Origin of the sequence: Pedobacter heparinus DSM 2366 (assembly GCF_000023825.1) — a bacterium.
GTDB classification, from domain to species: Bacteria; Bacteroidota; Bacteroidia; order Sphingobacteriales; family Sphingobacteriaceae; genus Pedobacter; species Pedobacter heparinus.
The window spans coordinates 4827345-4850025 of sequence record NC_013061.1; the positions used below are offsets into that span (position 1 = coordinate 4827345).

The window sequence follows — 22681 nt, forward strand, 5'->3', positions numbered from 1 at the left end:
GTACACCAAGTTTGTTAGTATAAATTTTATACATTTGTTAAGTCTGGTTATTAAGTTGATACACTGAAAATTTTATTGACGTAATGCCTGATATGAGCCGGGAGTGTAGCGAGCACCCTGGCTTTCTTTTTTGCATTACCGGAGTTTAGTATAAATTTACTTCATTACGGTAATCCTCCTTCCTTCAACGTTAAATTTTATTTTACCGGCCTGTTCAATTCGCTTCAATACCATTGAAAGCTGGCTGTCTCTTGAAATCCAACCTGCAAGTTCAATATCGTCAGGTACTGAAGGATCATAGCTGATCTCTACATTATACCAGCGGGCAATTTTGCGCATGGTGGTTTTAAAATCTTCCCCCTTAAATATAAAATCTCCGTTTTTCCAGGCTATAACATTTTCCAGGTCTACATCGGTCTCTATTTTAACCCCTCCATTCATTACCATTGCCTGTTCGCCTGGTTTCAGCACTTTCTCTTGCTTGCCCGCAGCAATTTTCACAGCACCTTCCAGCAGTGTTGTTTTGGTCTGGGCTTCATCACGGTAAGCCATGATGTTAAATTTAGTACCTAAAACTTCTACTGTTTGCCCGGTACTTTCTACACGAAAAGGCAGTACTTTATTGTGAACCACTTCAAAATAAGCTTCCCCATCAATTTTTACTTTTCTTTCCGAACCTATAAATGCAGTGGGGAAAGTGATGCTGGACAACGCATTTAACCATACACGGGTACCATCGGGTAATACGACCTGCCATTGGCCACCAGCTGGTGCTTCTATTGTGTTATACGTTGCAGCGGCGCCTGCCGAACCTTCGGGCACAATGTAAACCGGTTTGCCATTTACATCGCTCAATTGTACTTTACTACCATTTGCCAATGTTAATATTGCCTGGTTTCTCCCTGGCTTGATCTGAGCTGCCGCAATCTGCTCCTCAAGGTTGTCAAACGAATGTTTCCCATTATAATAAAACAAAGTTGCAGAAATAATGACAAGGATAGCAGCAACAGCAGCCACTCGTGGCCACAACCTGGCGAACAATGGTCGTTTAACCACCATAGTGTTTTGGATATGTTCATTTACCCTGAGATGAATGGCTGCTATCCTTTCATTCAGGTCGTCGGGTATAGCTTTTATCTCAGCCTGCCTTTCCAGCCCTGATAAAATAACTTCTTTTAACAGCGTTTTATTTTCGGGCAATTTAAAATGCTCCAGCAATAACTTAATTTCTGCTGAGCTGCATTGATCGTCCAGATATTTCGCAAATAAGGTATCGATTGGTTCTTTCATTTCCTGCAATTCGCTACTAATACACAGCAAACAGGAAAAGCAATGACTGTAAAATGGAATATTTCGTAACTATTTTTTAAAATCGTTAGATTTGAATGTTAAAAGGCCTGTTGTACATTGATCATTTTAGAAGATTCTTATCAAAATAACTTACTTGTCCGTCTTAAAACGGGTGATGAGACTGCCTTTAATGGGATTTATGAGGCTTACAGCAAACCCATGTACCTTAAAATCCTGAGCATGACCAAGGATAAGGACGTTGCCGATGAGTTGTTACAGGAACTTTTTATCCGGCTGTGGGATAATAAGGAAAAAATTATTCCCGGCAAATCCTTTCAATCCTACCTCTATACCATCACCAGGAACCTGGTTTACAATTATTTCAGGAAGGTAGCATCCGACAATTCATTGATTGAGCAGATGCTGCTCCGGGGCACTGACCATTACCTTAATGCTGAAGAAGTTTTATTGAGCAAAGAGAGTGCAGCACTTCTGAAAAATGCAATCGACCAGCTTTCTCCTCAAAGAAAAATGGTATTCGAGCTCTGCAAAATCGACGGTAAAAGTTATGATGAGGTTAGCAAGCTCCTTGGCATCTCTGTTGCCACCGTAAATAGCCATATCACTAAATCTATGCAATTGATCAAAGCATACCTTATCAAACATCAGGATACAGGCCTCTTGTTTATTGGCCTGTACCTGGCTTCAGATCTGATTGGCAAATAATGCCAAACTTTACTTTTCCTGCATCTCCGGTTTCCTAAGTGGAAAAATCATCCATAAAATGCGCGCTTACTCAAATACAACTGTTTTATTGCGGTAAACGAACACTCTGTCGTTCAACACCAACCTTAAGGCTTTTGCCAATACCGCTGTTTCAATCTCCTGCCCCGATTTTACCATATCGGCTACAGTAAATGAATGGTTAACCGGAATGATCTGCTGGGCAATAATCGGCCCTTCATCCAGATCGTCCGTTACAAAATGTGCAGTAGCCCCAATTAATTTCACCCCTCTTTCAAAGGCTTTTTTATAAGGGTTAGCCCCTGCAAATGCAGGTAAAAAGGAATGATGGATATTGATCACCTTATTGGGAAAATTAGCCACAAAAGCAGGCGAAAGGATACGCATAAATTTAGCCAGCACCACATAGTCCGGATCATAGGACCGGATCTTTGCAATGATCTCCCTTTCTGAAACTTCCTTATCTTCATGATAAGGGATCAGGAAAAAAGGAACGGCAAAACGTTCACAGATTTTTTGCAGTACATCATGGTTTCCGATTACACAAAGTACCTGAGCACCCAATGTATTAAAATTATTGCGGATCAGGATATCGGCCAGGCAATGGTATTCTTTCGTAACCATTACTACTACTTTTTTATCCGGAACCGGGTTTACCTGTATAACAGCTCCTGATGGGAGCACCTGCCGCATTTGCGCTTCCAGCAATACTTCATCCGAGACACCGTCTACTTCCAGGCGCATAAAAAAACGATTTTCTGCTTTATCAACATGCTCGCGCATAGAAATGATATTCAATTGTGCTGCTGCCAGTATTCCTGAAATGTCGGCCACCAGTCCCACCTGGTCCCTGCATTGTATAATGATAATCATGGGAGAGTATTTTTTTAAATTAAAAGGCAAGATAGCAATATCCGGGCTGCCCGGGATAAAGAATTTACATACTTTTGTATTTCCAGTTGGTAATACCTGAAAAACTATACATCATGCCCTCACAATTAAACAAAAAAGCCTCTCCCTTAATCGTTATCCTGGCCTTTGCCATAGTATATATCGTTTGGGGCTCTACTTACTTTTTTATCCAGAAAGCCCTCGCCGGCTTTCCTCCTTTTATCCTTGGTGCCTTCAGGTTCCTTGCGGCCGGACTGTTGTTAATAACATGGTGCAGCATTAAAGGGGAAAAGATTTTTGATAAAAAAAGTATCAGACAGGCTGCCATAGCGGGCATACTGATGCTTGGGATAGGCAACGGACTGGTGATCTGGGTAGAACAATCTATACCAAGCGGATTGGTTGCCATCCTGGTTTCATCTGCAGCCATGTGGTTCGTAATTCTGGACAAACCGAAATGGAAAGAAAACCTGCAAAGTACCTCTACAGTAATGGGATTGATTATAGGGTTTATAGGTGTTATCCTACTATTTGCAGAACAGGTAATGCATACGCTGAACAACAACCAGAGCAACACTCAAATTGTAGGTATTGTACTTTTACTGCTGGCACCAATAGGATGGGCAGCGGGTTCCCTGTATTCAAAATACAATACGACCACTACCGTTTCGGTATCTGTAAATACCTCCTGGCAAATGCTGGCCGCCGGTATCGCTTTTATGCCGGGTATCCTGTTCAATTCAGAACTTAAAGATTTCGATTGGCATATGGTATCAGCTGATGCCTGGTTATCAGTTGGCTATCTGGTCATATTTGGCTCTATTGCTGCTTTTAGTGCGTACGTATGGCTATTAAGTGTACGCCCGGCAACACAGGTGAGCACGTATGCCTATGTAAACCCCGTAGTAGCTGTTTTGCTGAGTATACTTTTTACCAGCGAAAAGGTCACTATAATCCAGGTTGCCGGATTGGTGGTCATACTGGGCAGTGTATTGCTCATCAACCTGGCTAAATACAGAAAAGAGCACCAGCTTAAACAAAAAACTGCCTACTCGAAATAATTAAGTGTTTTAAACCCACCTTGTTTCAGGTATTCATCTTTTTTCATCAGTTGCAGATCTGACTGGATCATGTCTTCCACCAAAAGTGGTAAATCGTACTTAGGTTTCCAACCCAGTTTCGTATTGGCCTTGGTCGGGTCGCCCAACAGCAGGTCAACCTCAGTAGGGCGGAAATATTTTTCATCTACCTGCACCACAACAGTGCCCGGTTTCAGATTGGCATCATTTAAACCTAGCTTTACAACCATTTCCTGGTCTACATCAATAATTACACCCCTTTCGTACTGGTCCTTGCCACTAAATTCAACTTCTATACCCAGTTCAGCAAAACTCATTTTCACAAAATCCCTTACTGTTGTGGTTATTCCGGTAGCAATTACGTAATCTTCTGGCTTTTCCTGCTGGAGGATCAGCCACATGGCCTCAATGTAATCCTTGGCATGGCCCCAGTCGCGCTGCGCCGACAGGTTGCCGAGATATAAACAGCTTTGCAGGCCCAATGCGATCTTACAGGCCGCGCGGGTAATTTTACGTGTAACAAAAGTTTCCCCTCTTAAGGGACTTTCATGGTTAAAAAGAATACCGTTACAAGCATACATCTGATAAGCTTCCCTGTAATTTACTGTAATCCAGTAGGCATACATCTTTGCTACAGCATAAGGTGAACGCGGATAAAATGGGGTACTTTCACTTTGGGGTACCGCCTGGACCAAACCATACAGTTCCGAAGTAGAGGCCTGGTATATTTTGGTCTTTTTTTCCATACCTAGAATACGTACAGCTTCCAATAGCCTTAATGTACCTATACCATCGGCATTCGCAGTATATTCAGGCATTTCAAAACTTACCTTTACATGGCTCATAGCTGCCAGGTTATAGATTTCATCAGGCTGCGTTTCCTGAATGATACGGATCAGATTGGTGGAGTCGGTTAAATCACCGTAATGCAATTTAAAATTTACACCTTTCTCATGCTGGTCCTGGTACAAATGATCAATCCGGTCCGTATTAAACGATGAGGACCGTCTTTTTAAACCGTGGACAAAATATCCTTTTTTAAGTAAAAACTCTGCCAGATATGCTCCATCCTGTCCGGTAACACCGGTTATTAACGCAACTTTCATTAATTTCTTTTATTTAGTTTTCAGCCTGTAAACATACTTAAATTTTGTTATAATTATAATCCACCACTACGCCGTCAATCCACATTTGTTTATCTTTAATCTGCATCTTCAGCCCCGCAGGCACACAAACAAGCACCACAGATTGTAATGCCGGAATAGTTACTTTAGCTCCTGCCAGCAGGTTCCGCGCCACAAAACGCTGGCTCAGCAAATCGTACACGTCTCTCTTCCCTTTAAGCCCTTTTGGTAACTTAAAATTTATTGTCTTAGCACTGCGATAAGGATTGTAGAACAGGTAACTCGGGTAAGCCTTTGCTGCATAAAAATCAGTCGCCAGCAAATCCAGTCCCAATATTCCTTTTACATCGGTTTCCTTCACAATGCCCCCAAAAATACCGGCATGTGCACTGCCATATACACTAAACTGCGATACCTCCGGATTTTTACCCGGCACCCATTTCGGTCCATCACCCTGTGCTACTGGCGCTTTTAACGATTGGTATAGGGTATCAAAAGTAGAAGCTTTTGCAAAGCCTTCGTAAGCAATTACCCCCTTGGTTACGGCAGCAAGCTCAGGTATGGTTTGATGTGAAACAGGCATATATTGCGGATAAAACAACCGCGAAGCATTTACCGCATTCAGCATCCATTTTCCGATCGCAGTGGCGTATTCGGGTTTATACCTCACCAATGGAACCAAAGGCCAGGCCGCATCAAAAGTGTTCATTAAAAAAGCATAACCGCCATGATCGACCGTACTGCCCACAGTGCCCGAAATGTCGAAACCATTCCAGTTACCTACCAGAAAACCCCAGCCTTTCCTACATACTGCAGTACCGTCAAATGTCCAATCCAGCATTTTTGCCAGGTTAAAAGAAGTACCCTGCTCTGCATTCATCCTGGCGGCAAGGTAGGCACCAAAAGGCATCAGCAACTCGTAAGTAGGATTTATTCCCTGGCTTTCCAGCGCTTTCATTGCGCTGACCGCGCCTTTCAGGTAGCGCGGATCACCAAACTTTTTATAAGCGGCATACAACACATAAGCGTGCCCGGCCGCCGCATCGGGTTGTGCACAGATCTGGTTGGTCATTGGCTTCATCTTCCCATAGTCGAAATAAGAATAGTGGTAATTGCCGTTCAATACCGAATCTGCCTGATAAAACTGCTCGGCAATACGCCTGGCCATCACCTCAAAACCCGGCTCCAAAGGATATTTGTCATAAATCGCATAGAACAATACGTTCGGGTAAACATCATACCACCAGTCGCGGCCATAGCCCCCACCCAGTAAAGCCACCTCTGGCGCCGTATTGTTCATCATAATATCCCAACCGGTATCCTTATTGAAATAGTTTTTCAGCATCCCCACATAATTCAGCCCCTGCTGTTTACTTTTATCCAAACCTACCAGGCTGGCACCCAAAACAGCTCCCATATTGGCCAGGGCCTCATGAAACATACCTTTGTTATTTTGTAAACCCTGTCTTACATCGCCCACAGCTGTATACATACCCAGTGCCGGTTGTTTAAAGTTCTTACCTGTACTGTCCATCCAAACCATTGGCCAGTATTCGCCTTTGGCCTTAAAGTCATACACCGTTCGGTCAAAATTAAGCGCCATCTGTTTCCAGTCTATAATCTGGAGTGGCCTGGGCAGGTTGGACATAGCATCTACCCGGTTAATCGCTATTTGTTTAACCTGAGCAAAGCAAAGTGTAAAAGCAAATAAAAGAATTAGCGTAAATGGTGTAATCAGTTTAAATCTCATCTTCATTGGTGATCATCTAAATATATTAAAAATAACAGGTAGCACTTTAAAATACTAAGCAATGGAATGGCTTGGGTTAACTGTTTCTGCAAGGCTCTTTTCGCCCAGTTCCAAGCCTTCATTCATAATTTTACCCTTTTTAATGATGCCCCTTGCCACCCAGTAAGAACTGAGCTGCAATACCGCCACAATAATGATGGCATAACGCAGTGCAACCTCATTCGAAAAATAATAGGCCAGTAACAAAAAAGTACCCGCTCCAGTTAGCCTGCCAATATAAAGGCCCGCCTCATGGTTTAGGATATAGGCAAATTCACTTCTCTTTTCCTTTTTAGTCAGAATGTCGATCACACTAAATTGTATAGGAAAATAAGCCAGGTCCAGCAAAGGTTTAGCCAGCAAAAGGAACAGCATAAACAGGATTACACCAGTTTCATTAAACAGGATCCCGTTAATCAGTGCGGCAATGGTAAACAATACCAGTCCGGTGCCAAATACATATATACGGTGCTGCGGACCGGTTTTACGACCAATAATGTACATCAATATGGCTGCAAAAACAGCCCCTACCGATTGTGCCGTGCCCAGTGCCCCCTCTTTTCCAAGCAGCAGCATAATCAGCATTGCTGGTGCAGTAACCAAAAAGCCCTGGACCAGCCCTTTTAATACCGCCAGAAACATCAGCCTGTACCAGTAAGGATCAAACTTAAAATAGATGAATTTCTTACTGATGGGATTGGTAAACCTTCCCGTAAAACACATCACCGAAGCCGCGAGTGTAATCACAAACACAATGCCCGTAACAATTTTATAAGCCAGCTTTGCATCACCCGTACCTGCCAGGCCTTCTATGAACCAACCGATCATCACCGGGATCACTACCGCAATAATGGTATAAAAAAAGGTCTCCAGCCCATAATAATAATTACGGTTACCGTCATTTGTGGTAGCCAGGGCCAGAAAATCCCGGTTTGCCCAGTAAAAACCAAAAGACATCCCCATTACAATGCCTGCAATACCGATCCCCGTAATATCAAGAGTGGTCAGCGACATCATGATCATCATCGAAATGGCGCTGAGCACCATTCCCAATGAATACAGTACTTTAATGGGGAAGCGGTTCAGCAGCCAGCCATTGATCAGGAAGGTTAAAGGGATGCCAGTATAAATGGTAAGCTGATATACCACCACTTTTACCGGGTCATTAGAACTGCGCATTACATAAGCCGCCACAAAAATATCTATCACAGGCAAAACAATGCTATAGATCAGATTGGTTAAGGTGAGCACTTTAAAGTTGTGCGATTGTGCCTTAAAATGAGCGATCTCGGATTTTAATTTATGAATCATGATAGTAAGTTAGGGAGGTTAATATTTCATTAATAGAGAATTTAGCCCCGCAAACAAACTCATCTGCAGCACCATAATAAATGGTCAGCTCATCGCCCTGCACTACATGGCCGTTCGTAAACACCACATGTCCGAAAAAGCCAGTCAGCTCATAAGTAGCCGTAGGTACCATAATAGGTTCTGTACTGCGTGCCAGCACAAGAGAAGGGTCATCAAGATCCAGCAAAAAAGCACCCAGACAATACCGGTGGGCGGTATCTGCACCATGATAAATTTCCAGCCAGCCCAGTGACGTCTTTATGGGCGCAGCCCCGGCGCCTACCCTTGCACTGTCCCAGCTATCTTTTCTGGTGGTAACAATACATTTATGCCCTCCCCAATGTATGCCATCAGGCGATTGAGCAATCCAGATGTAGTTTCCACCGATATCAACACTGCTCGGTCGATGCAGCGCATAAAACTTACCATTGATCTTTTCTTCAAAAATGGCACAGTCCTTATTGTGCGGTGGAATGATCATTCCTTCGGAAACAAAAGTTTTCCAGTCCTTGGTCTTACGCAGGCCAACCCCTACACCCTGCCCGGAAACAGCGGTATAAGTCAGGTAATACATCCCCTCAATCAATGCTACCCTGCAATCCTCTACCCCAAAAGCTTCCTGTAAAGTCTCCCCCTGCAAAAGGGGATAGCCTTCCGGCTCATAAAAATGAACACCATCGTCACTGCAAAGCAGGCGTAAATGCGATAGGGTGGTCAGGTAATCCTGCCCTTTATACCTGATGACCCGCGGGTCATCCGCATTCAGGTACGGATCACCCGACGCGATCTCAATAATTTCAATCCCCCCTCCTTTCAGTACCGGAAAAGAAATAAAACCCTCCTGTTGTTTCGGTCTCTCCGCCACACGTACCAGCAACCAGGTTTTGCCTTCAAAAGTAAAAACACCGGGGTTCAGCAGACAGGTGATCTCCAGTCCAGGCCTGCTTGGCTTCAATTCTTTTGGCGATAATAAAGGGTTTTGTATAAATCTTTGCGCTTGATCTTTCATATATTACTTCTCTTTTAATAATCTGGATTCTGAACAATAGTTCCTCCCGATTTATCCACCTCTCCCTGAGGGATTGGATATACATAATTGCGGTCCTGGAAGTTTACACCTACGGATTTCAAAAAGTCTTTTGCCATGCCCCACCTTTTCAGGTCATTAAATCTCTGCGATTCAAAGCCCAGCTCTACCCTGCGCTCTTTTACCAGCCAGTCTTTAATCTGTGCTTTATCTGTCGAAGCTACATTTCTGTCAGGTAGCGTGCCAGCAGGGGGTAAACTGCCATTCGCAGCTACACTGGTCCTTGCCCGGGCCCTGATGCTATTGATCACTCCTATGGCCGCAGGATAAGAAGCTGTCTCCAGCAAAGCCTCTGCCTTCCAAAGTAAAACATCGGCCCATCTGATGTATATTTTATTACTGGCCGCATCCTCATTCCCTTTATTGCCATCGTTTAAGGCCCCGAATACTTTGTATACACTCTGACTTTGCACATTTACAGTATAACCCAACCGCGGGTCATTGGCCTCAAAAGCATTGATAAAATTGGTGGTAGGCGCAATAAATCCCCAGCCGGCCAGGGCACACAGGCCGTTGCCCATGGGTGGGGTTTTGGCCGACTGGTGGTCGTAGGCAAAAATCACCTCATTATCGGCAAATTCCTTTGCCATGTCAAAACTATCGAAGTAATTGCTGTTCAAACTGTAAAACCTTAAAGTCTCCAGCTCTGTAATGCTGCTCAGCACATCCGTCCATCTTTTATTATAAAGCGCCACTTTAGCTTGTAAAGCAATTACCGCCCCTTTAGAGGCCCGCCATTTCTCCACATTATCAATGTATTTGGTAGCCGGAAGCAAAGGCTTGGCTAAGGCAAGGTCGGCACTGATCTGTGCCCACACTTGTTCTTTTGGCACCCGTTTGGCAACTTCATAAGCTTCCGAAAAATCTTTAAGTGGTTTTAACAACAATGGCACATCCCCAAAATTGTTTACCAGGTCAAAATAATAGAATGCCCTTAAAAAATAAACCTCACCCAGCAATCTGTTTTTCAGCGTTTCGTCTATCCCGATTTTTGCAACCACCACCGGGTCGGTCAAATAATTGATAGACCTGTTGCAGCGCGAAATCCCTTCAAAGTCGTAACTCCACTGGCCATTAAAACCACCATTCGATGCAGTAAAATTAAATTTAGAGAACTGGTCCATCCAGGCCTGGTCGCCATCAGGGTTCCATTTTTTCTGCATATCGCCCGATGCAATGTCCTGTAAAATAAAGTCATTTCTCAAAACGGTACCATCATCCCAGCCCCACTGACCAATGATGTTCAGCGTGCTGGACAGTAAGCGATAGGATGAGGTTACGGATGACACCACAATATTGAGTTTAGGATCTGTCTCATCCTGGTTAGAAGTAATCAGGCCTATAGGGGCTTTATCTAATTCCTTTTTGCAGCTTACTCCGGCAACCATCACCAGAACTGCAAGTATTTTATATATCGATTTCATAATTATAGTTTAAAATGCAGGGTTAAAATTTAACGTTTACACCAAACAGAAAGGCTTTGGATTGTGGATAAGTACCCATATCTATCACATCTGTTGATTCCGGGTCCAGCCCTGTATAATTTGTAACCGTAAACAGGTTTTGCGCAGAAACATATAAACGGATATTCTGGACACCCAGTTTCGTTTTTGTTAACAGCGACTTAAAGGAGTACCCTATTTCCAGGTTTTTTAAGCGCAGGTAAGAAGCGTCTTCCACAAAAATACTGGATGTTTTACTGCTACCATTGTCAGTAAAGGTAGACCGCGGTATGCTGTTACTGGTTCCTTCACCGTGCCAGCTGTCCAGCACCCTCACAGAATGGTTAAAAGGCCGGGAATCATAATCAATAATCTTTTTCAGGTCGTTATAACGATCTACACCCTGAACGCCCTGGAACAATGCCGAAAGGTCAAAACCCTTGTAACCAGCTGAAAGGTTTAGTCCGTAAGAAAGTTTAGGGTTTGGGTTCCCGATATAATCCCGGTCTGAATCGTTGATCACCCCATCCCCGTTAAGGTCTTTAAACCTAATGTCACCTGGAAGTTCGGAAGGGTTGAGCGTACCCGATAAATGACTGTTTATTTCAGCCTGGTTCTGATAAATACCTTCCATTACAAAACCAAACAGAGAATTGATCGGATGACCGGGTTCTGTCTTGGTTACCTGTCCTATCATGTTGGGCAGATTCGGGTGTAGCTTTACCACCTGGTTTTTCAATGTACCAATGTTTCCGTTCACACCATATTTAAACACGCCATCGTTGTTGCGGTAACTTAAAGAAACCTCAAGTCCCGAGTTTTTCACTTCTGCAGCGTTCACAATAGTAGGTTGTACGTCTCCCACTAAGTGTGGTAAAGAAAGGGGCAGCAAAATTCCGCTTGTTTTCTTTTTAAAATAATCAACACTTAAATAAATTTTGTTTTGGAGCATCCCCATGTCCAAACCAATATTGGTTTGGGTGGTACTCTCCCATTTCAGGTCTGGATTACCATAACGAAGCAGTTTTGTCTCATCCCCTACCTTGGTATATAGTGTTAAATAAGTATAATTCCCGATGTTCTGATTTCCGAGCGTACCTACACTTGCCCTTAATTTCAAATCAGAGATCCAGCGCACATCTTTCATGAAATCCTCTTGCGAAATTTTCCAGCCCGCAGATACAGAGGGGAAATAACCCCAGTGGTTATTGGGTCCAAATCTCGACGAAGCATCTGCTCTGAAATTACCCGTGATCATATATTTGGAATCATATACGTAGGTAGCAGAGCTAAATAAAGAAAACAAAGTCCATTCTGCACCATTTCCTCCATTCCACAAATTGGTCAAAGTATTACCGTAATCAATAAACTGAAATTCCGGAGCGGTATAATCAAACCTGTTCCTCGTTGCACCAATAGATGATGAGTAATTGGTGATGTACTCACTTCCCACCATGGCATTGATCAGGTGCTTCCCGATCGTTTTTTCATAATTCAGGGTATTGTTCCAGGTAATGGTACTTTCCTGGCCACGGTCCTCATTTAAAGAATTTGGCCTGTTTTTCCTGCCCAAACCTTTATCTTCCGCAGCACCGCCGCCATCATCATCACCAAAGTTCTGGTTAAAGGCTTTATTGTGGGTAAAATTAAGGTCAAGGCCCACATTGGTCCTGAATTTTAGCTCCTTGTTGCTAAGCAGTGCATATTCTGCATATACATTTCCAAAGGTCTTAAACAACGACCTTTTGTCGTTGGTAAAATAAGCAAGGGCTATAGGATTACTGCTGTACTCATATCTGCTCTGGTAAGTGCCATCGACTTTATAAAAAGGTAAATCGGTAAAAGGGTCAGCAGCAGAATAAGTAGGGTCACTCGGATCTTTGTATACTGGGATTACCGGCGGGCGGATAAATGCATGGCGGATCACACCGGGTTCATCTCCTTTAGACGACATTTTATCCTGTTTGGCGTAAGAAAGCTGAAGGTTAGCCCCAACAGTAAAACGGTCCGACAGATTACCGGTAACATTGGTACGGAAATTAACCCGCTGATATTTATCGTTTTTATAAACCACAATCCCATCCTGCCCATAATAGGCTCCTGAAATTAAATATTTGATCTTCTCACTTCCCCCACTTGCGCTCAGCTGTACATTTTGCGAACGGCCGGTCTCAAACAATTCGTCCAGCCAATTGGTGTTGGCCAGATCAGTCCGGTTTTTATCTGCTGTGTAGGGATTGGTACCAGCATATCCGGAATTGTTCCAGGACTCTTCCATTTTATTCATGTACTGGGTGGTATTTAACATTTTAGGCAAATTGGCTACCTTTTGAATGCCATTATAGTAGTTGATGTCAATGGTAGATAATCCCGCACTGCCCATTTTGGTAGTGATCACAATTACCCCGGCCGAAGCCCTTGAGCCATAAATTGCAGCCGCAGAAGCATCCTTCAGTACAGTTACCGATTGCATATCGGCCGGATTCAGAAAGGAAATATCCTGAGTCGGGTTGCCGTCAACGATAAAAAGCGGACTGTTATCTCCAAATGTACCCTGGCCACGGATCAGGATGCTGATCGGGTCGCCCGGCGCTCCGGTGCTTTGGGTAATCTGTACCCCGGCAACTTGTCCCTGTAACACCTGGGCCACATCCGCAACCCTCCTGTCTTCCAGGTCGGGCATGTGCACTGAAGTTACAGCACCCGTCAGGTTTGATTTTTTCTGTGAAGTATAGCCCAGCACCACCACTTCATTCAGCGATTCATTGTTCTCTTTCAGTGTAACATTCACACTTGAACTTCCATTTACAGGGATCGTCTGCTTTAAAAAGCCAACATAATTAAACGTAAGTGTTTGGGCTGCCCCCTCTTTTAGGCTCAGTGTATACCGGCCCTGTTGGTCAGTTACCGTTCCGTTCTGGGTGTTTTCCTGGACCACACTTACGCCAGGTAAACCTATTCCACTTGCATCCCTAACCGTTCCGGAAACCTTGGTTTGGGCATAAAGCTTTTGGCCTGAAAATGCTATGATCAGCAAAATGAGCCATACATGGTAAATTTTTTTCATTTGGTTAGTTTTTGATAAAAGTTTAATTCATTAAAATCCGGATCCATATCCGGCGTTCTTAATCCTGCAACCTCATTGGCCATCAGGATAAATACATTCCAGCACAACCCTTTTGTAGAGGGCCACCAGGAATCGGTAGTAGTCCATTTTGTAGGAATAAATTCTTTACTGAAAGGCCAGTCAGGATGTAGGTTGATCTCCGCCCATACCCGGTTTTCCATCAGTTTGGATGCTTTTTTCCAGCCATGCTTTAAGCCCGTAACATAAGCGCAATATTCTGCCCGCAGCCAGCTGCCGCCGTTATAATAAAAACCATCGCTTTTGCCATCGGCATAATTGGCTGCTCCAAATGCAGCAAAGGGCTGATAATCGGCACTGAGATAAGCATATCCTGGCTCAGTTTTCATTAACCTTACGCAGATTGGTGCCGTAGTGCCGTATTCGGGATGCGGTGCACCGGCATTTTTATTCAGCACAGGTATCTGCTCAAGGTGACTGGTCACCATTTCATCTGTAAGTAAGGGGCGGTTAAACAGCCACAAAGAATAAAATTCGGGCTCCAGATCAGTCAGACTAATGATATCCGGAAAATCACGGTCAAAAAGCAGATGCTTTCTTTTCGGGTCATAGAACTTCCTGTATTCGGCTTCAGCTTTCTGTATATAGGCTTCTTCCACGGGGTATCCCAGTTCTTTGATGGTTCTTAATGCAATGGCCAGCATGCCCTGGTTTACCGCTAGTCGGTCGGTTTTAGGCTGATAATCTACAATATCAACCTGGCTCATGGAAAAATGCGAACGGCATATCCCATCTTTACCGGCATCGAACTCATTGCGCACATAATCTACTGCTTTTTTGATTTTTTCTTCTGGCAATACAACATTAAACCTTCTTTTGTTCAGCATTGCCCAGATCAGCCATTCTATAGTAGCCTCATTGTCCTTCGCCTCTACCGAACCCATATAGGGGGTAATGATGGTGCCAATGCCACCTTTAGGGGTTTGCGTATTGGCCCACTGTTTCCAGATACCCAGGTTCAGCTCCTTGTTATAGGTAGCTACGGCAGCGAAAAAAGAATCCCGGTTATACATATCCGGCGAATAATTCATATTGGGTACGTTAAAAGGTTTAAAGTCATTTACTCCATTTATCCAGGTCAGCATATTTAAATTGCCATACAGCATTTTCTCTAGCTGAGAACCCCTGAACCCCATACCCTCCGAAAGCCGGGTTTGTGATGAGATCATAAATTCATGGTGGTCCTTCCAGGGTTCAGCGAATATATAGCTGGTCTTTTCCACGGCCTCTCCCATAACCAGGATGTTATAAGGTTCCGCTGCCGGTTCATGTTTCACAATCTGCAGGTCCTTAAGCTGTAGCTGGCAGGTCTTATTCGCCTGGGTACCTATAAAAAGCGACACGCTGTCTTTTTGAATATACGGCAGCATAATACTGCCTTTAAACAAGGTCCACTCTTTTTCCTTAACCTGAAAATTGTCAATGTACTTCAGGCCGTTTTCAAGCTCTTCGGTTTTCTTTCCATGCTTTATCCTGAATAACTTTAAGGCCAATGGGGCAGTTCCTTTACATAAAAAAGAAATGGTATATATCTGCTGGCCCTTTAATGGTGCAATCATGGTTATACCGCTGCGTGGCGAGGGCTTACAATCCATTGTAATCAGGCTACCCGTTTTTTTAAATGCCAGTTCCCCTTCTTTTTCCCAGGTATCAGGCAGCTTAACTGCACTTTCTTTTCCTGCATCCAGGTTATACATTTCACCAAATGTCATTTGCAGAAAGTCTATACCCCTGGACTGCTCATCTGCAGTAGCAACAGCCATCAATTCCGGGTCAGGCAATTTGCGCATGCCCACAAAACCACCACCGCGACCGTTAAACCGGCGCCTTGTAGTGCGCGTATATTGGTTTTTATAGCCCGCATCTGTTAAAATGCCAACCACAGTATGGTTTTCATTAACATAGCCTATGGAAGGAAACATTTCATGTGCAAAACCACCCGGAAAGTTATCATGTTCAAAGCTTACATACTTTGTTGGTTTCTCTGCAGGTACAAACCGCTCCTTTAAAGTATAATACAGCTGTGGCATTCCCGGCTGATATAAACGGATTGTTTTTTTAATCAGGTGATCACTGATTACCTTATAAGTGACCTGTACAGAAAGGTTCAGGTCGAACTCGGGGATATAGCTTTCCCTGCTCAGCGTAATCGTACTGTCGTTGCCCGCCGTCCAATGCTTTCCTGTCCAGCCTGCCATTAAGGTTTGTTCACTCAGGTCGGTATTGGCCATCAGCAGCGAAAACTCTGCTTCATTGGCCAACAACTGCCGGTCTCCGTCATACAACCCTACCTTAAAGCCTTTAACCGTATCACCCAATGCTTTAATCCTCAGTTTTTGTCCGTATACAGTAAGCGTTCCTGTATAGCAAATAAGAAGGGTAAGCATAAAGCTTAACTGAAAACGGAACAATAGCTTATGGTTCATCGATGATATATTTGGTGATAACAAATTTATATCGAAAGGCTTGCCACAAGGTGCACTATAATTACATTTTAGTTCACTATAGTTACAAAGAAGGGGTGTTTTCAGCATATTGCTGCTGCCTGTACTCATTTGGGGCACAACGGTAAATCTTTTTAAACTCCCTGAAGAAGTAAGATTTGTTGTTAAATCCGGTACGGTAAAATATCTCAGAAACCGTATACTGTGATGCGATCAGCATGTCTGCCGCATGTTTCAGCCTTATCCTTTTGATAAATTCGGCAGGGGTCATGCCTGCCAGCGATTTGAGCCTTCTGTACAACTGCATTTTGCTGATCGAAAGTGCATTCTCCAGTGTAGCGGCATTTAGTTCGGGTTCGTTTAAATTATTTTCAATCACCTTCAACAATCCTTCCAGAAATTTCTTATCCGTTTCTGCAATATCTGCATCCATAAACTGATTGGTAATGTGCTGGTCCTTGATCAGGCTTTCCATCCGCGCCTGATCGTCCAGGAGCTTCCGGATCCTCACAAGCAGATAATTGATCTGGAATGGTTTTGGAATGTAGGCATCGGCACCAAGCTCATAACCTTCGGCCTTATTGTCTTCAGAACCCCTCGCCGATAAAATTACAAAGGGGATCTGTGCCATAGCAGGCGTTTGCTTAACCGTACGGCACAATTCCAGTCCGTTCATATCAGGCATCATCACATCGCTGATGATCAGGTCCGGAAGTGTTTTATATAAAAAGGCAAGCGCCTCCACACCCGTACCCGCTTCATAAACCACATATTGTTCTTTCAGTACATTACGGATCAGATAACGCAGTTCCGGTTCATCCTCAACCAGTAAAATACTGGGTTTCCCAGCCTGCAGCTCATCAATCAGACTGTTCTTATTCTCTTCTTCTGCCGAGACCAGCTCCGGTTGTTCATATTCCTGTACCAGCGACAGGTATAAAGAGGATGGCGCTGAAGTAATGACTTTGGCATCCTTACCTTCCGATGTAGGGAGCTGCACCTTTACCATAAAATCTATCCAGCCTTCCTGCAAACTTACTTTAATATCTGCATCCATCAGCGTAACCAGCTCTTTGGTAAAAGCCAGGCCAATACCAGTACTAAACTTTTCCGTTTGCTGTTCATTGCTCACATAAAACTTGTTGAAGATCTGCTCCAGGTGTTCCTGCTTTAAAGTGCAGCCCGAGTTAGACACACTAACTTCCAGCAACTCAGCTTCCTGATGATAACCGGCCTTAAACACCACAGTTTCCTGAGGGCCCGAATGTTTAAAGGCATTGGACAGCAGGTTAAACAGAATTTTCTCAAACTTATCCTTATCTATAAATCCTGCAATCCCACTTTGTATGGTCCTCAGGTATTGCTGACTGTTCTTCCTACTGGCGGGGACAAACAGTTCTGATAAACTTTCCAGCATCTTGCTGATGTCCACATAGTCGTCGTTTCTTTTCAGATAACCTGCTTCAGCTTTTCTGAATTCCAGCAATTGCTGCACCAGGTAAGTTAACCTTGCCGTATGCTGGTGTACAATAGAAATAAAATAATTGTTTTCCTTATTTTTAAGCAACTCCGATTTTTTGCTGCGTAAATAGTGTTCTACCGAGCCCATGATCATTGTTAAAGGTGTCTGGATCTCATGTGCAATATTGGTAAAGAAATTCAAGCGCTGCTGATGTACAGCTTCATCCTTTTGCCTTAAAAGGTGCTCCATCTGCAACTGATACTTCATTTGCAGCTTATTTTTTCGATATAGATGAAAAGCATAGCCTGAAGCTACAACAATTATAAAATAAGTAAAAAGGGCCGGATAACTCAGCCAGAAATATTGCTCCACCTGCAGTTTGAATACCCCTACACCATCCGTCCAAACCCCCTCACCATTACTCCACCTTACCCGCATCGTATAATTACCCGGTGGCACATTGTTGTACACAATATTACCAACCCCGCCCGAATAGTTCCAGTTCTTATCCAGCCCATCCAGCTTATAGGCAAATTCATTTTTAGCTTCATTTAAAAAACTCATGGGCTTTAAACTCAGCTGAAAGAAATTACTTTTACGCGGCACCGTATATTCAGGTATTTCGGCCTGAACAGTATTCAACACCTGCAGGCGGTTTTCATCCAGATTTTTACCACCCAGCTGGATTCCTGAGACCAATAAATTAGGCTGCAGCTTGTTCCCCGTAATATTTTCAGGGATAAAATAATTGAAGCCATAGATACCGCCAAAATAAAGCTTCCCTGAGGCCGATTTCCAAACTGCGCCATCACTAAATTCGTTGCTCTGCAATCCGTCACTTTCCCTGAAACTGGCAATAGCCCCATCAACCGGATTTAACCTGGCCAGACCTTTATTGGTGCTAACCCAGATATTTCCGGAATTTGCCGCTTCAATAGCATGAATGGTATTGTTTGGCAAACCATCGTTCATGGTAAACTTCTTAAACACGGGGCTGTCCTTTACCGATTCTTCTTCACTGAGCATGTTTAACCCATAACTGGTGCCTATCCATAACCTTTTGCGGCTATCTTTATACAGGGAAAGGACATCGTTGTTTGACAGACTGTTTGGATAGGAAAAGGCCTTAAAGGTTTTAAACCTGCCAGTCCTTTTATCCAGTACACTTAAGCCACCATAACGGCAGGCTATCCATAACCGCTCATCATCACCATTGCTTAAAGCATAAATGATATCATTGGCCGGACCGTTTTGTTTGCCCGAAAGATATTGTTTAAAATCACTTACACTTAACATACCTGATGTATTTCTTGTAAGTTTTAAATGGATCAGCCCGTTTCCACTGGTGCCCAGCCACAAAGAACTGTCCCTATCTTCTAAAATGGCATACACAGAACCAAAAGCCGGCAATTCTGCTGTTCCGGCCAGCTCCTGCCATCTGATGACCTTTTTTGCCCGCAGGTCATAAATTCCCAAGCCCTGCCCGTCTGTACCTATATAGATATATGGTGCTCTTCCCCTTTTTAAAGCATACACGGAATTGTTATCAAGTCCGTTAGCCGTACTCAATCCTTCCTTTAATTGCTGAACAGCAAAACTTCCATTAAAATCCTTTAAAATTACGATTCCCTTCCCCTTGGTACCTACCCATAAATTGCCATCTGTTGCCGCAAAAGCACGGACAGGCTTATTCAGGTCAGCAAAATTAGTCCAGTTCACAAGACCAAAATGATTCACTTTAGGATAAATTTTGATCAGCCCGTTCCCATCAGTCCCTACCCATAATACGCTGTCCTTTGCCGGCTCAAGGGTGGTAACCCTGGTATTGGCCAACTGCTTAACCTCTTCCTGCATAAATGAAGAGGATTCAAAATCATCATTATAAACACCAATCCCCTGTCCATCAAAGGCCACTATATAGTGAGAATGGTAATAAATGACCGATTTTACCGCAGCGATATTCTTTATTTTTTTAGGCTGGAACCCGTTGTCAACCGTCCATAGGTTATTATCGGTATCTGTAAAAAGCATGCGTTGATTTGCAGTAAAAAAGTTATTAACCTGGGAAGGCAATTTGATTATCCGGTACGGACTTAGTCCAGCCGCAGTTACCTTACAAGCCAGTAATGTCCCATCATTTTTAAGGAACCACATCAGCCCCCCCCTTCCGCTTTCCATCTTTAACGCTTTCACCTTCAGCCCCGGAAAGGGAATCTGCTTAAACTGGTTACTTTGAAAGTCAAAACGGCTTAAACCATAGGTTTTACTGTAACAAAATACAATCCCTTCTTCTGTTACCGCCAGTTCATATTCCTTTTCAGCAATACTTCTTTTTGTAGCCTGGTTATAAAAATACCTGTAAAATTTTCCACTAGGTTTCTCAAAACGCGTAATCCCACCAATTGTACTGATCCAGATATTACCAGCTCTGTCTTCTTTAATATCCTGTATCACATTGTTGCCAATACTCCTCCCCTGATTTTCGCTATTGTAGTTAAAAACCCTGAAGTCTGTACCATCATACATATTTAGCCCGTCCCAGGTGCCTACCCACAACAATTGGTCTTTATCCTGAAAAACAATATTTACGGCACTGTTCGACAAACCATTGCGGTTATCATATTGCTGGAAATAAAACTCCACCGGATCACCGCCCGTAATTGCAGAAGAGAATTTCGAAAAACAAATTAAAACAACCGAGAAATAAAATTTAAAAAGGCCCTTCATCGATAATTAAATGAAATTGCAGGATTTCTGCATACAATATACGAAAAAAGCGTAAAAATGGGGTCCGTAGCTAAAGGATACTATACGGAAAAACCGGTACAGTATCAAAAAGGCATGAACTTAATATTATGCAAATAGCCCCTGGCTAAAGGAAGGCCAGGGGCTATTAAAGTAATCACTAAAACTGCATCTTTATTTCCCTTCCAGCAAAACCTCAATCTGCGCTGTCAGCTTATGTTCCAGCTCTGCACCTTCAAAACCAATGGTCCTGAACTGCATCTTTCCCTGCTGGTCAATAACCGCAATAGTAGGGATCAATGTAAAACCAACCTTCTCACCTATATCAGGATCATTGTTAAAATATAGTGGAAAAGTATACTGCGGATTTTTCGCCTCCCAGCCAAGCGCATCTTTAATGGTGTTTCGCGCACCGCTGTTTATCACCATAAACATCACATTAGGATGGTGCTTATACTGCTCATAAACTTTTTGCAGATAAGGCATTTCCTGCATACAGGGCACACACCAGGTAGCCCAGAAATCCAGGACCACTATCTTACCCTGCATCATTGCTTTGGTTACCGCATTCCCTTTAAGGTCTGTCAGACCAGAAAGCTCAGGCCCGGGTTTGTTCATCAGCTGCTTTTTTAAAGCTGCTTTTAACCGGGTCATTTTTAAGGCTTCCAGGTTTTTAACTTTCGCATTAAATTCAGTTTCCGAAGTATTAAACTTCAAAAAATTCTTTTTCGCAGCTGCGATAGCTACCGTGTCTGAGGGATCTTTTAACAAAACATGCCACAACACATCAAAGGCCTTTTTTGGATCAGCAGCCTGTTCATAAACGAGCGCAACATTCATTAAGCTCTCTTTGTTAGCACCTGCAGCTTCCGCTTTAGCCGCATAATTTAAGGCTTCAGCCCGGTTTCCCAGATATGATTTATTCAGGGCAATGATAGAATACAAGCCTGATCTTGCTTCAGCAACTGTTCTGCTACGCGTACTATCGGCTACAAAAGGCAAAATATGACCATATTCGGGGAAGTACCTGATCACACCGATCGGCCACCGATCGGCAATTTTCAAAGCAGCTTCTGCATAAGTTATCGCTGTATCAGGCGCGAGTTTCGCTTTTGTTAATTCTCCTGCTATAGTTTTCAGGGTCAACGGGGTATAGGGATTTGCAGCCCCCAGACTCCGGCGCGCATGGTAGACAGCTTTTGCGGCATCTCCCGCAGCGGTATAATGTTCAAACAGCATGCGATGGATGTCTGTTGAGTTTTCACCGCTTTCATTTCCCGTTTTCAACAGGGCTTCCAGCTGTGCAATCTTTTTTACAGTATCCTTTTCTTTACCAATGGCGGTTATCAGGTAATCTTTAGCCAGATCTGATTTGGGAAAACGCTTAGAAACAACCTTACGGATAGAATCAAGCCTCGAATTTTCACCAATGATCAGGTAACCCATCGTTACCTTGTTCAGGTTCCCGCCAAAGGTTGGGTTCTTTTCAAACTGGGCCGCAATGATCTTCCTGGCCTCAATCCGGTGTTCCAGCTTCTCGGCAGGCGTCTTCGCCATAGCCATTAGCACACTTTGCTCGCGCACCTTTGCTTCATAATTATCCGGATAATTGGCCAGCTCCTTTCTCAGCAATTCCAGTTGCAGCGCATGGATCCCAGGGGATTTGGGCATTTGTGCCCCAAGGCTATACGATTCATGTAAAAAGCCATCCCTTACCCTTTTATCATCTTTATACACAGCAACCGAATAATGCCGGTCAGCCGCAGGCTTATCTATAAGCTCTCCGCTCTGCAGATAAAAGGTAGCAAAAGTGGCATAGCGCTGTAGCACAAATGAAACTACCCAGTCGTTCCCCTGTCTGGTCATAGGCAGCTTCCAGGGTAGTTCATAAAAGGTAGAATACGTGAAGTTAATGATCACCTCAGTAGCATCTTTTCCAATGGCTGCACCGGCAGCGCCCGGATGATAAGTAATGGTTACCTTTTCACCTCTCTGAGGTTTTTCAGGAGTAATTTGTACCACCTGGGCCTGTACCTGCAATAAAGCAAGTACAAGCAGGCAGCACGCTAACGCATGTTTAAACATAGGG

13 protein-coding genes are annotated in these 22681 nt (G+C 43.6%); 2 read left to right on the top strand and 11 right to left on the bottom strand.

Features of this window, described 5'->3' with window-relative positions:
* Positions 1-156: 156 nt before the first annotated feature.
* Positions 157-1290: a FecR family protein gene (locus tag PHEP_RS19935; protein WP_015809796.1), complete on the bottom strand. Its 1134-nt coding sequence runs from the start codon at positions 1288-1290 to the stop codon at positions 157-159.
* 117 nt (positions 1291-1407) lie between these two features.
* Here PHEP_RS19935 and PHEP_RS19940 point away from each other — a divergent pair, with 117 nt between their 5' ends.
* Positions 1408-2016: an RNA polymerase sigma factor gene (locus PHEP_RS19940; protein ID WP_015809797.1), complete on the top strand. Its 609-nt coding sequence runs from the start codon at positions 1408-1410 to the stop codon at positions 2014-2016.
* Positions 2017-2082: 66 nt separating this feature from the next.
* On the opposite strand, the gene purU is transcribed toward PHEP_RS19940, so the two are convergent.
* Complete coding sequence (purU, locus tag PHEP_RS19945) at positions 2083-2907, bottom strand: formyltetrahydrofolate deformylase (RefSeq protein WP_015809798.1); 825 nt, start codon at positions 2905-2907, stop codon at positions 2083-2085.
* A 113-nt stretch (positions 2908-3020) separates the two neighbouring features.
* On the opposite strand from purU, the gene PHEP_RS19950 reads away from it, so the two are divergent.
* The gene (locus PHEP_RS19950) at positions 3021-3986 is read left to right on the top strand and encodes an EamA family transporter (protein WP_015809799.1); all 966 of its coding nucleotides are present in this window, start codon (positions 3021-3023) and stop codon (positions 3984-3986) included.
* On the opposite strand, the gene gmd is transcribed toward PHEP_RS19950, so the two are convergent.
* From gmd to PHEP_RS19995, 9 genes are all read right to left on the bottom strand, one after another.
* Positions 3974-5110, bottom strand: a complete 1137-nt coding sequence (gmd, locus tag PHEP_RS19955) for a GDP-mannose 4,6-dehydratase (RefSeq protein ID WP_015809800.1) — start codon at positions 5108-5110, stop codon at positions 3974-3976. The two genes, PHEP_RS19950 and gmd, sit on opposite strands and share 13 nt — an antisense overlap.
* 37 nt (positions 5111-5147) lie before the next feature.
* Positions 5148-6884, bottom strand: coding sequence for a hypothetical protein (locus PHEP_RS19960; RefSeq protein ID WP_015809801.1), 1737 nt, complete (start codon positions 6882-6884; stop codon positions 5148-5150).
* A gap of 48 nt (positions 6885-6932) precedes the next feature.
* Positions 6933-8228: an MFS transporter gene (locus PHEP_RS19965; RefSeq protein WP_015809802.1), complete on the bottom strand. Its 1296-nt coding sequence runs from the start codon at positions 8226-8228 to the stop codon at positions 6933-6935.
* A complete protein-coding gene (locus tag PHEP_RS19970) occupies positions 8218-9276 on the bottom strand; it encodes a glycoside hydrolase family 130 protein (protein ID WP_015809803.1) in 1059 nt (352 codons plus the stop codon). The genes PHEP_RS19965 and PHEP_RS19970 overlap by 11 nt, the downstream gene beginning before the upstream one ends.
* 14 nt (positions 9277-9290) lie before the next feature.
* Positions 9291-10778 (bottom strand): RagB/SusD family nutrient uptake outer membrane protein, encoded by a 1488-nt coding sequence (locus PHEP_RS19975; protein WP_015809804.1) that lies wholly within the window; start codon positions 10776-10778, stop codon positions 9291-9293.
* A 22-nt stretch (positions 10779-10800) separates the two neighbouring features.
* Positions 10801-13863 carry a SusC/RagA family TonB-linked outer membrane protein gene (locus PHEP_RS19980; protein WP_015809805.1) on the bottom strand — a complete coding sequence of 1021 codons (3063 nt, stop codon included), beginning with the start codon at positions 13861-13863 and terminating at the stop codon, positions 10801-10803.
* A complete protein-coding gene (locus tag PHEP_RS19985) occupies positions 13860-16367 on the bottom strand; it encodes a hypothetical protein (protein WP_015809806.1) in 2508 nt (835 codons plus the stop codon). Before PHEP_RS19985 ends, PHEP_RS19980 begins: the two co-directional genes overlap by 4 nt.
* A gap of 82 nt (positions 16368-16449) precedes the next feature.
* Positions 16450-20574 (bottom strand): two-component regulator propeller domain-containing protein, encoded by a 4125-nt coding sequence (locus PHEP_RS19990; RefSeq protein ID WP_015809807.1) that lies wholly within the window; start codon positions 20572-20574, stop codon positions 16450-16452.
* A 192-nt stretch (positions 20575-20766) separates the two neighbouring features.
* Complete coding sequence (locus PHEP_RS19995; RefSeq protein ID WP_015809808.1) at positions 20767-22677, bottom strand: redoxin family protein; 1911 nt, start codon at positions 22675-22677, stop codon at positions 20767-20769.
* Between the last annotated feature and the right edge of the window lie 4 nt (positions 22678-22681).